Below are 11912 nucleotides of genomic sequence, written 5' to 3'. Positions count from 1 at the left end.
GCCGTGCTTTTTTATTTTCTGCAGCGCGTTGTTTGAAAGCGCGAGTCTATTCTTTTTTGTTTATTCAGAGCCGCAAGACTGCCTAACAATAATATCTGCAGGCATAAGAAAGTCTTCTACTTCTTCATTATTAATAGCTTTAAGCAGTGTTGAAACTAACAGTTCACCAGCTAGTTTGGTGTTTTGTTGAACTGTAGTCAGCGATGGCGTGGTGTAGGCGGATACTGCAATATTGTCATAACCAACCACTGCGACATCGTCAGGAACACTAATTTGGGCTTGACGCAGGGCTCGCAGAACACCCATTGCGATTAGATCTGATGCACAAACAATCGCCTGCGGTAACTGGTTTTTTTCCAGTAGTGCTCGCACTGCTTGCGAGCCAGCGTCTTCAGTAGAAATGGCATTGTGTTGAACGCTAGTTTCATGAAGGTTATGTTTTTTCAATGCGTCGTAGTAACCGTCAAAGCGCGCTTTAAACTCTGGCGCATGCGCACCGTTATCGCCAATAAATGCAAACGACGATTTTCCAAGCGCAACTAAATGTTCGGTAATACTATGACCACCCTGGTAATTATCACAACCAATGCTTACACCCGGGTGTGCGGCATCAGGGGCACCCCAACGCACGAAGTGTGTGCCTTGTGATTCTAATTGCGCCACTTTGGTTTGATAATCAGTATAGTCACCATATCCCAGCAATATTATGCCATCAGCTTTATTAGAGTCTTCGTATTCTGCGTGCCAGTCGTCTTCCAAATTTTGAAACGATACAAGCAGGTCATAGTTCGCATGCGCACAAGCACGAGTAATACTGCCTAGCATTGCCAAGAAGAACGGATTAATCATTGAGTCGTCAGAGGTAGGATCTTCGAAAAGAAGTAGGGCAATGGTGCTACTCTTTTGTTTTCTCAAGTTACTGGCATTTTTATCTACCTTGTAATTAAGTTCACGAGCGATGCGCTGAACGCGATCGCGGGTTTCTTGATTTACCAGAGGGCTGTTGTTTAATGCTCTTGAGACTGTAGATTGAGAAACGCCGGCTAAGTGGGCAATATCAAAAGAGGTTGCTTTTTCTTTCATAGACACCATGTTTTGCTGCAACGACACTGTTGTCATCGTGATTAGGTTACCACAATTTTCTGTAGTTACATGTTTTTTGGTAGCTTGTAAGCGCTTTAATAGAGCAAATTAACATGCCTAATGTGATCCGTGCTTTATATTCCGTCACTTGTAAGCCCTTTACGCAATAAAACATGGTTGTTCTAATTGCGACAGTGTTATACTCAGCGAAAATTTTAAGTATTCAGTGCACAAGGGGAACATGCGAATGGCCGAGACTGAACATCGTCCGACCAATTTTATCCGTCAAATTATCGATAAAGACTTAGCAAGTGGTCTTCACGACGTTATTAAGACACGATTCCCGCCAGAGCCAAATGGCTTTCTCCATATCGGTCATGCGAAATCAATTTGTCTAAACTTTGGTATTGCTCAAGATTACACAGGTACGTGTAATTTACGTTTTGATGACACTAACCCGGCAAAAGAAGATATTACTTACGTTAACTCGATTAAAGAAGACGTTGAGTGGTTAGGTTTTAGCTGGGATGGCGAAGCGCGTTACTCGTCAAATTATTTTGACCAGCTTCATGCTTATGCCAACGAGTTAATTGACAAAGGTCTAGCGTATGTCGACTTTTCATCTCAAGATGAAATGCGTGAGATGCGCGGTACGTTGAAAGCGCCAGGTCAAAACAGCCCTTATCGCGACACTGATGTAGAAACAAATAAACGCGAATTCGCAAAAATGACTGCGGGTGACTACAAAGAGGGTGAGTGTAGCTTACGTGCTAAGATTGATATGACATCGCCGTTCATGTGCATGCGCGACCCGGTTATTTATCGTGTAAAACATGCTCACCATCACCAAACAGGTGATAAGTGGTGTGTTTACCCAATGTATGACTTCACGCATTGTATTTCTGATGCCATTGAGGGCATTACGCACTCTTTATGTACACTTGAATTCCAAGATAACCGTCGACTTTACGACTGGGTAATTGAAAATATTTCAATAGACTGTACGCCACGTCAGTACGAATTCTCTCGTTTGAACCTTGAGTACACTGTTCTTAGCAAGCGTCGTCTTATTCAATTAGTTGAAGAAAACCACGTTAATGGATGGGATGACCCGCGTATGCCAACCATCGCTGGCTTACGTAGACGTGGCTATACGCCTGGTTCAATAGTTGAATTCTGTAAGCGAATTGGTGTCACGAAAATGGACAACATGGTTGAAATGTCTATGTTGGAAGCATGTATTCGTGATGACCTTAATGCCAACGCGCCGCGCGCGATGGCCGTGTTAGATCCTATCAAGCTGGTTATTGAAAACTACGAGGAAGGAACATCTGAAACACTGGTTGCACCTAATCATCCTAACGATGAAACAATGGGTACACGCAATATCGGCTTCAGTCGAGAAGTGTATATAGAAGCAGAAGATTTCCGCGAATCGGCTAATAAGAAGTTCAAACGTTTGGTGCTTGATAAAGAAGTACGTCTTCGTAATGCGTATGTAGTAAAAGCAAATCGTGTTGAGAAAGATGAAGACGGAAACGTTACAACGGTTTACTGCACGTACGACCCTGATACGCTCGGCAAAGATCCAGCAGACGGACGTAAAGTGAAAGGCGTAATTCATTGGGTAGATGCAGCTTCAGGTCAACCCGCTGAGTTCAGACTTTACGATAGACTGTTCAACGTACCTAACCCAGCGGCTGAAGAAAATTTCACTGACGCAATTAACCCTGAGTCACTTGAAGTCAAAACAGGATGGGTAGAAGCAGGCTTGGCCAACAATGTACCAGATGTTGGTGCTTGGCAGTTCGAAAGAACCGGTTACTTCTGTGTTGATAAAGACAGCACTGACGAAAAGCCTGTGTTCAATCGCACAGTAGGTCTTCGCGATACATGGGCGAAGATTGGCGAGTAGCACTTAGTCTGCTTATCGCTTTACCAAATAAAAAAAAGCCGCGTGAATTACGCGGCTTTTTTGTGAGCGTTTACATTTTGGCGTTTAACGCTTTGGCTGACAGTCTAGTGACTGGCCGTTAACATCTGAACTATCATCACCCATAAGATATAAATACATAGGCATGATATCAGCGGGTGTTTTTAACGTATTAGGGTTTTCGGCAGGAAACGCCTGGGCTCTCATATTTGTTCGAGTGCCACCAGGATTTATACAGTTAAAGCGCAGCGATTTGTTTTGATATTCATCAGCAAGGGTTTGCATAACACCTTCTGTTGCAAATTTTGAAACCGCATAAGTACCCCAAAAAGCACGACCTTTGCGGCCAACGCTAGACGTAGTAAATATTACCGAGGCTTTATCTGCTTTTTCAAGCGCCGGAATAAGTGCTTGGGTCATGAAAACCATGCCATTCACATTAGTATGCATTACGTCCTGCCACTCTTGCGAATCAATATCTTTAAATGCGCTTAAATGACCTAAAACCGATGCGTTGTGTAATACACCATCAAGGCGACCAAACTGGTCAATGATAGTTTGTGCCATTTGTTGGTAGTGGCTAGGTGTAGCACCCTTCAAATCAAGCGGCACGATAGCAGGTTCTGCGCCTCCGGCATTCACAATGTCGTCGTAAACAGATTCCAGTTTCGAAACAGTGCGACCCAGTAAGATGCAGGTTGCACCGTATTTAGCGTAGGTCTTTGCTGCTTCTGCGCCAATACCGTCACCAGCGCCAGTAATAAGGATGACTTTGTTATTGAGTAATTGCAGTGGGGCAACATAGTCGTTCATTTTTTTCCTTAGAATCCGTAAGATAAATGCAATAAATTTTAGCAATATTAATGATGCCCGATCATACTCACACTGGCGCACAAGTAAAACAATGATTCAAAAAACGTGGTGAACGTAAAAAAAGTTAACAAAACTGGTTAACAAAACTTTGCAAAGTTGCAACAAAGTCAATAAGATTGAGCTAGATACAACTGGTCTAACATGTTTGAAGTCGATTTTTGTGTCTTATCAGGATACAAAGGCACACATTTTTATAAACATTCGATTTTAACAAAAATAACAACAATGCTTGTAGGGAGTAGAGATGAGAAAACTCGTATTAAGTTCCAGTGTGGCCCTTGCGCTGGGTCTAGCAGGCTGTGGTGGCTCCGATGAAACCCTTGACGACATTCAAGCCGATACAGAAATCCAAACGCCATTTTCTAGAGTCGTATTCGACCCAGCAGCTGGGAACTTAAACATTCCTAATGACCTTTTGATGCTCCCTGGCGACGATGGGTTCTTCGATTATACGCTTAATATTCCTGTAGCTGACCCAACAGACTTCAGTGACCCACAAAATGCACTTAATATCTTAGACGGCTGGTCTACACAACATCCGTTTGTGATTAATGTTGACACGCCTGCTGGTGCATCACTTGACGCTTCTACGCTTTCTGCAGGTATTTTACTGTATGAAGCAACGCTAGGTCTTGATCAGTCTGACCCTGACTGCGCACAAATTACTACACCTTCAGCTGGGTGTAAGTTAGGCGATCAGCTTACTTTCGGCGTTGATTATGTTTTAACATTAGCAGATAACAACACTGTACAGTTCGTACCGTTGAAACCGCTTAAGCCAGCTCAAGGCTACATGCTTGTTATGACGACTGACTTGAAGGACTCTTCAGGCAAGTCTGTTCAGGGCTCTTCTTCATGGGAGCTTACGCGTCAAGATATCAATACGAACCCACTTTCAAGTGATAGCCAGCTTCAGCTACAAGGCTTAGTTAACTCACTAGTTAATCCACTTCTAGGTGCAGGTTTTGAGCGTGAAGACATTACTTATGTTTCTGCGTTTACAACTCAGTCAATCGCGAATTCACTTGATACCATTAAGAAAGTGATGGTTAGCGAATTTGCAGCACGTGCAGCGGCTGGCGACCCAACAGCTGGGCAGGCACTACCTGCCATTGTTGTAGGTGATGTAGATTCAGCGCCAACCGCTATGGAAGCGTTGAACCTAGTGACTGCTGAAACTGTTGCTGGTGCTGTTGCTTTAGGTAAGCAAGGCTTACCACCAGAGGCGGCGCCACTCATTCCTGCAATTGATGCAACAGACTTTAGCGCGCTTCAAACCTGCGCAGGCCTTGTTGGCACAGTAAGTGGTCAACTAGCGGCGCAGTGGGGGCCAGTAAACGACTTCGCAATTGCAGTTTCTACGGGCATCCTGGCGCAAGCTGGTCCATTCTGTGCAGCAACACGCTATGAAGGTAACATTTCGCTTCCATACTTCTCTGGTATCCCAAGTGCTGAAAACCCACTTGCACCGGTGAATACGTTCTGGCAAGCAGCGTGTGATAGCGGAATCGTTCTTGCTGGTGCACCTCAGGAAGTGCTAGCCGCAGCGACGCCTGGTCCAAATGCACAAATGTGTAGTGCACTTGGCTTGGCAGATTTGCGCGTAAATGGTGAAAAATTAGATAGCGCACGTAACATTACTAAATTCAACCCATACCCTCAGCCTAATGGCGGTAACATGGGCACTGAACAGCTAGATGTTCAGGTAACTGTTCCAAACCCAGCTATTGCAGGAGCACTTGGTTTCCCAATTGCAATGCCTGAAGCGGGTTGGCCCGTGGTTATTTTAGCTCACGGTATTACTAGCCAAAAAGAAGACATGCTTGCTATTACTGGTACGTTATCACTTGCTGGTATTGCATCGGTTGCTATCGATCAACCATTACACGGCAGCCGTGGTTTTGACCTAGATGGTGACGGTAATGACGACCTTAACGCAACCACAGTTAGTGCAACGCACTATATGAACTTGGCTAGCTTACCTACAGCGCGTGATAACCTTCGTCAAAGTGTTTCAGACCTTTTAGGTTTGCGTCTGGGGTTAAATGCAGTTGTTGATACAACAGCTATGCAGGGCGTTAAGTTTGATACAAGCCGTGTTTCAATTATGGGTGTTTCACTAGGTGCGATTACAGGTGGTAACACTGCATCTGTAGCAAACACTACAATGGGCGGCGATCTTGCGGCACTTGACGGTATGTATGCAATTAAACAAGCATCACTAGAATCTCCTGGAGGCGGTTTACCTCAGTTCCTTCTTGAGTCTCCGGCGTTTGGCCCTCTTATTCGAGGTTTATTAATGTCACAGGCTTCTGAAGAGTTCGTAGGTTTACTCGTAGAGCTTTATGGCACTGCAGATGTTTCTGAAGCAGAGCTTGTTGCAGCAGTTAACGCGTTTGAAGCCAACGCGACTGAAGAACAGCTTGCAGCGGTAAATGCCGTGTTTGCTGAATTTGCGTTTGCAGCTCAAACGGTGATGGACGCTGGTGACCCAACTAACTACGCTACTGTTTTAGGTGAGACAACGCCTGTTCATATGATGACTGTTGTGGGCGATGGAAGCGAAGAAAACCTCCCAGACCAAGTAATTCCAGTGTCTACTGCGTTACCAATGTCTGGTCAGCTACCACTAGCGCAAATTATCGGTCTAGACCAAGTTGTTGAAACACAAGGTCCAAGCGCTGACCCTGTGAGCGGTCTTGTGTTGTTCAATAGTGGTGCACATGCATCAAGCTTAAGTCCTACTGCAAATGCTGCAGTTACAGCTGAAATGCAGCGTGAAGTGGCTGGCTACATCGCTTCTGATGCAGCAGCGCTACCTATTACAGATACAACCGTAATTTCTAACTAATAGTTAATTACACTCTTTGTTTAAAAAGCCGGCATTTGCCGGTTTTTTTTATGCCTAAACTGCAATCCTAATTGAATGTTATTTTATGTTAATGTAGTGTTAATTGGTCGGATCTGTTGAGGTGTTTTACCATATATTAGTACTACATCATTTTGTTTCTTTTTTGCTTGCATGGGCGAGGGGATACAAGGTTAAAAATGGAATATCTCGAGAGTTAACATCAATTCAGGGAATAAAGAAGATGAAATTTATCCAGCTCAATCCTGCTAAATCATTAGTGGCGCTTTCAGTTACTGCATTACTTACAGCCTGTGGTGGTAATGATAACGATTTTGATAATGTTCAGCAGGTTGAACCTACACCACCTGTTGGAGAGCCTACTCCCACACCCATCCCATCATTTGCTGCGAATGGCGAGTTAGAGGCTGAGATACGTTGGACAACCTATGGTGTCCCTCATGTTAAAGCAGATAGTCTAGAAAGCATGGCCTACGGTGTTGGATATGCGTTTGCGCGCGACAACATGTGCGTACTTGCTGATCAAATTGTTAAATATAATTCGCAGCGTGCCAGATTTTTTGGTCCTGATCGCGTACCAGGCAGTGGCGACTCTGAACATCTCATAAATGATTTTGGCTATTTAACGTTAGGTGTAAGAGAACTTGCAGAAGAAAATTTACCGCGTATGTCTGCCAATTCTCGCGCAATGTTCCAAGGTTATACGGCTGGATACAATCGATATCTAAACGAGACACCCGTTGAAGATCAAGACCCACAATGTGCGGGTCAGCCATGGGTAACAGACATTGATAGTGTTGATCTGCTTACTTACTCATTGGGTGTTGCATTATTGCCTGGTGCGTCTAATTTCCTAGGCCCAATGTTTTTGGCAGCGCCAGAAGGTGAGAGCTATTTACCTACACCAGCTGCAGCAACACCAGCAGCGGTAGCATCAGCGCTTAGTATGACACCGTCTATAGACGTTGATGTTCCTGATAGAAATCCGCAGGACATGGGCTCAAATGGTTGGGGGTTAGGCAGTGATAAAACCACTAATGGTCGAGGGCTCGTTCTAGGTAACCCGCATTTTCCTCACACAGGGAACCTTCGCTTTTGGAATTTTCATGCACAAGTTCCAGGGCATTTAAATGTGACCGGTAGTTCACTTATGGGGCTACCTGGTGCAGTAAATATTGGTTTTAATGAAAATGTTGCGTGGACACACACGTTTTCAACGGCAGAACATTTTGTCGTTTATCAACTAACCCTTGATGGTGACGATGAGGCTGGGTTAACTCACATTGTAGATGGCAATCGTCGCACCATTTATGAAAAAGAAATGCAAATAGACGTTGCCGTTGCGCCTGGGCAAACCATTAAGCTCAATAAAACGGCCTATTTCACTAATTACGGCCCAATGATTGAAGTACCAGGGAACTTCGATTGGAACGACACGAATGCTTTTGCAATTAAAGACGCTAACCTGCCGAATTTTGACATTGTTGATCACTGGTTAGCGATGAACATGGCAACGTCAATGGATGAGTTTAAACAAGCATTCAAAGACTATGATGGCGTTATTTTCAATAACACGATGGCGGCGTCAAGTGACGGCCAAGTTTTCTACATAGATGACTCTACTGTACCTAACTTAACGGATGTAGCCATAGAGCAGCTCACTTCCAATCCGTTACTTATTCAAACTAAAGCGGCGGCAGGTTTTACGGTATTACCCGGTAATATCTCACAGTTTGATTTTGACGGCCCTGTACCGTATGAAGAGGCACCAAAATATGAAGGTACCGACTCGGTTCAAAATTCGAACGATAGCTATTGGTTAACAAATCTTTCGTCGCCGATAAGAGTAGCAAACCCCATGTATGGCAATGTAGATAATCAACAATCGCTACGGTCTAGAATGGGACAGAAGTTTATTGAAAATGAAGCGGGCAGCGACGGTACTTTTACTGCAGAAGAAGTAGAGGCGTTGTTATTGAACAACAGAAGCTATTTAGCTGAAGATGTGTTGCCTAGTTTGCTTGAAGCCTGCACAACCCAAGGGGATACGCCGGTTAACGTAGATGAAACGGATGTAGATATTTCACAAGCGTGTAATGCGTTGGCTGGGTGGGATGGAACAATGAACACCGCAAGTATAGGCGCTCATGTGTTCAGAGAATTTGCATTCGAATTTAGACGTGCTCCGCAGTGGGAAGTGCCGTTCTCACTTGAAGCACCTGTGACAACACCAACTGGGCTATTGCAGAATGATACTACCCTTGAACAGTTCGCAAGGGCTGTACAAGTCATTGAAGCTGCTGGCGTTGCTTTTGATGCAGAGTTTGGTGACGTGCAGTTTGTAGAGCGCAGTCTGCCAAATGGCGCACCATCAGGTGAAAAGTTACCGTGGGGCGGTGCACACAACGTTGAAGGTGGCTTCAATGTGTTTGATACCATTACAGGTAGAGACGAGACCTTACTTCCTCGTCATCAGTACGCAAGGGTAAATAACAGTACCATTATGAGTGCTGAAGCACAGGGCTATCACATTAATTATGGTACCAGCTGGGCAATGGTTATTAGCTTTACCGACGAGGGTCCAGAAGGAAGAGGTATTTTGACATACTCACAATCGCGTCAAGCTGATAGCGAGCATTATCTAGATCAAACTCGCCTTTATTCGCAGCAGCCTACATTGCGCGATATTTACTTTACTGAAGAAGAAATTGCCGCAAACGTAATTGAAACGGTAACACTATCGTCAGAATAAATTGAGGCTGTTATTATAACTGCAAATCTATAAGTATCGCGCTTTCGATGTTTGTTGTAGGTATATTGAAAGCGCGTTTTACGTTCAAGGGGAGGTTTCCCCTTTTGTTTTACTAGGAGTGTAGTTTGGAGTTTTTGTACGAATACGGTTTGTTTGTGGCTAAAGCAGTCACCTTGGTAGTGGCGTTTGTTGTGGTTGTGGCCACAATAGTTGGTGCAGCAAGTAAACAAAAACAGGGAAAAGGGCATCTTGAGATCACGTCAATCTCTGATCAATTGAAAGACGTTACGCAATATGCCAAGCAAGTTTTGCTAGATAAAACGGCAATGAAAAAACTTGCAAAAGAGCAAAAGAAAGAAGCAAAAGCGAAAAACAAACAGCAAGACAGTGAAGAGAAGTCCCGTTTATTCGTTATTGATTTTAATGGTTCAATGGATGCAGGTGAAGTAGACCATCTACGTGAAGAAGTTACCGCCATATTGTGTGTTGCAGAGCCCAAAGATGAAGTATTGGTGCGCCTTGAAAGCGGCGGCGGTGTGGTCCATGGCTATGGCCTTGCGGCATCGCAACTACAGCGTATAAAGAACAAGGGAATTCAGCTTACCATCGCCGTAGATAAAGTAGCCGCGAGCGGCGGATACATGATGGCTTGTGTGAGTGATAAACTAATTGCCTCACAATTTGCCTATATTGGAAGTATCGGCGTGTTGGCGCAGCTTCCAAACTTCAACAAACTATTGAAGAAAAACGACATTGAATTTGAACAACACACCGCGGGTGAATTTAAACGCACGCTAACTGTGTTTGGAGAGAATAATGACGAGGGTAGAGCAAAATTTAAAGAAGAAATTGAAGAGATTCATGTTCTGTTTAAAGATTTTGTTCATAGTCAAAGACCTAATATGGACATCGATAAGGTTGCTACCGGGGAATATTGGCCTGGTGTTAAAGCAAAAGAGCTTGGTTTAGTAGATGAAATAGCAACGTCTGACGACTACATTCTTTCGCACTATCCTAAACGAGAAATTTTCAGCGTTAAGTATGCCATTAAAAAGAATGTTGCTGAAAAACTGGGCATGTCTGCAGCAAGCGTAGTTGAGCGTATTTTTATGAAAGGAATGAATAAAGCTCGCCACTGGTTTTAGAAAACAGTTAAGGGCTTTGCCCTGTGTTGATATACATAACAAAAACGACAAGATAATAAAAATATGGCACGCCACACAAAAAACGACATTCTAGATGCGGCTGAATTCTTGTTTGCAGAACAAGGGTTTGCCCAAACATCTATGCGTGAAATAACAAACCGTGCGCAGGTAAATCTGGCTTCTGTTAATTACCATTTTGGAAGCAAGAAAAACCTGATCCAATCGGTTTTTAAACGCTATTTCGATCAACTCATGCCAGATGTTGAAAAAAGTCTTGCTTCGTTGGGGGTTGAGGAAGGCACTCGCGGCGTGGAGTTGTTGCTGTTCTCTCTTATTCCTCCCATGCTTAATTTAAATACTGTGTCTGAAAATGGCACAGCAACGTTTGTAAAGCTACTTGGAAGAGGATACAACGAAACACAGGGGCATTTACGTCGTTTTATAATGAACGATTATGGCAAATGCATAAGAGCGTTGGTTAGTGGCATTCAGTGCTGTTTGCCTACCTTGCCAGAAGAAACGCTTTTTTGGCGAATGCACTTTGCCATAGGTAGCTTTGTATTTTCTATGACATCTAGTCAGGCACTTACGGAAATAGCTGAGTCAGATTTTCATAAACACGTGGAAATAGGAGAGGTTATGCACCAGTTAGTGCCTTTCGTCGCACAAGGACTTGCTGGGAGTGTAGCGCTTGAGGACGTTGTATAGCTAGCGCATGTTGTTTATAGCGTGTTAAGCGTTCCCCAAAATATAATCAAGGGAACGCTTGGTACACTAGCGCGGAAGTATGGCGCCAGGTGCTTCAGCTTTAAGTTTTTCTGCCCAAAAATCTTTTACAGAAAACCCACTGTTTTTCGCTTTCTTTTTCGCCGCTTTATTAGGTTTAGCTGCTTGCTTTGCAGCAGGTTTAGCAGCTTTCTTTGCTGGTGCTTTGGCCGCTGGCGCTTCAACTTTTTCAGCAACGCCACCTGACAGCGCTTCAGTCATTTCTTGAATTTGCGCTAAACGCACATTCTTACCACCATCAACGCTGTACCAGCCGCTTTTAGCTTCAATACTTGGCGCCTTACCGTTGGCATTGGTATACGCTTTCGTGAAGTCTGCAATCACTTTGTCTTTGTCTAGGTTTGCCATGCTTTTTATGCTCTTTATTTTGTTTAGATGACGAACGCTTGGCGTTTCAATATATGCTGCAATAAAAACAATGCGTGGTGAGTGCCAAATCACCATAGTGCAAATTCATATCAACTGCACTTT

General features: G+C 43.9%; 8 protein-coding genes. 5 read left to right on the top strand and 3 right to left on the bottom strand.

Going from position 1 to position 11912, the window contains the following annotated elements:
• Positions 1-60 precede the first annotated feature (60 nt).
• A complete protein-coding gene (locus ACGHAV_RS02100; RefSeq protein WP_390376044.1) occupies positions 61-1083 on the bottom strand; it encodes a LacI family DNA-binding transcriptional regulator in 1023 nt (340 codons plus the stop codon).
• Positions 1084-1330: 247 nt separating this feature from the next.
• On the opposite strand from ACGHAV_RS02100, the gene glnS reads away from it, so the two are divergent.
• Complete coding sequence (glnS, locus tag ACGHAV_RS02095) at positions 1331-2998, top strand: glutamine--tRNA ligase (protein WP_390375759.1); 1668 nt, start codon at positions 1331-1333, stop codon at positions 2996-2998.
• A gap of 84 nt (positions 2999-3082) precedes the next feature.
• Here glnS and ACGHAV_RS02090 read toward each other — a convergent pair whose 3' ends face one another.
• Positions 3083-3829, bottom strand: a complete 747-nt coding sequence (locus ACGHAV_RS02090) for a YciK family oxidoreductase (RefSeq protein ID WP_390375756.1) — start codon at positions 3827-3829, stop codon at positions 3083-3085.
• Positions 3830-4133: 304 nt separating this feature from the next.
• Here ACGHAV_RS02090 and ACGHAV_RS02085 point away from each other — a divergent pair, with 304 nt between their 5' ends.
• The 4 genes from ACGHAV_RS02085 to ACGHAV_RS02070 all read left to right on the top strand — a co-directional run bounded on the left by ACGHAV_RS02085 (position 4134) and on the right by ACGHAV_RS02070 (position 11363).
• Complete coding sequence (locus ACGHAV_RS02085; protein WP_390375753.1) at positions 4134-6740, top strand: VolA/Pla-1 family phospholipase; 2607 nt, start codon at positions 4134-4136, stop codon at positions 6738-6740.
• A gap of 241 nt (positions 6741-6981) precedes the next feature.
• Complete coding sequence (locus tag ACGHAV_RS02080; protein WP_390375751.1) at positions 6982-9510, top strand: acylase; 2529 nt, start codon at positions 6982-6984, stop codon at positions 9508-9510.
• 125 nt (positions 9511-9635) lie between these two features.
• On the top strand, positions 9636-10655 hold the full coding sequence (gene sohB / locus ACGHAV_RS02075) for a protease SohB (RefSeq protein WP_390375748.1): 1020 nt from the start codon (positions 9636-9638) through the stop codon (positions 10653-10655).
• A gap of 63 nt (positions 10656-10718) precedes the next feature.
• Entirely contained in the window at positions 10719-11363 is a 645-nt protein-coding gene (locus ACGHAV_RS02070) for a TetR/AcrR family transcriptional regulator (RefSeq protein ID WP_390375745.1), read from the top strand.
• A gap of 66 nt (positions 11364-11429) precedes the next feature.
• Here ACGHAV_RS02070 and ACGHAV_RS02065 read toward each other — a convergent pair whose 3' ends face one another.
• The gene (locus ACGHAV_RS02065; RefSeq protein WP_334014422.1) at positions 11430-11789 is read right to left on the bottom strand and encodes a hypothetical protein; all 360 of its coding nucleotides are present in this window, start codon (positions 11787-11789) and stop codon (positions 11430-11432) included.
• Between the last annotated feature and the right edge of the window lie 123 nt (positions 11790-11912).

This window comes from Alteromonas sp. MTD1 (genome assembly GCF_042848195.1).
Taxonomy (GTDB): domain Bacteria; phylum Pseudomonadota; class Gammaproteobacteria; order Enterobacterales; family Alteromonadaceae; genus Alteromonas.
This window is presented reverse-complemented; position numbering and strand designations above follow the sequence as displayed.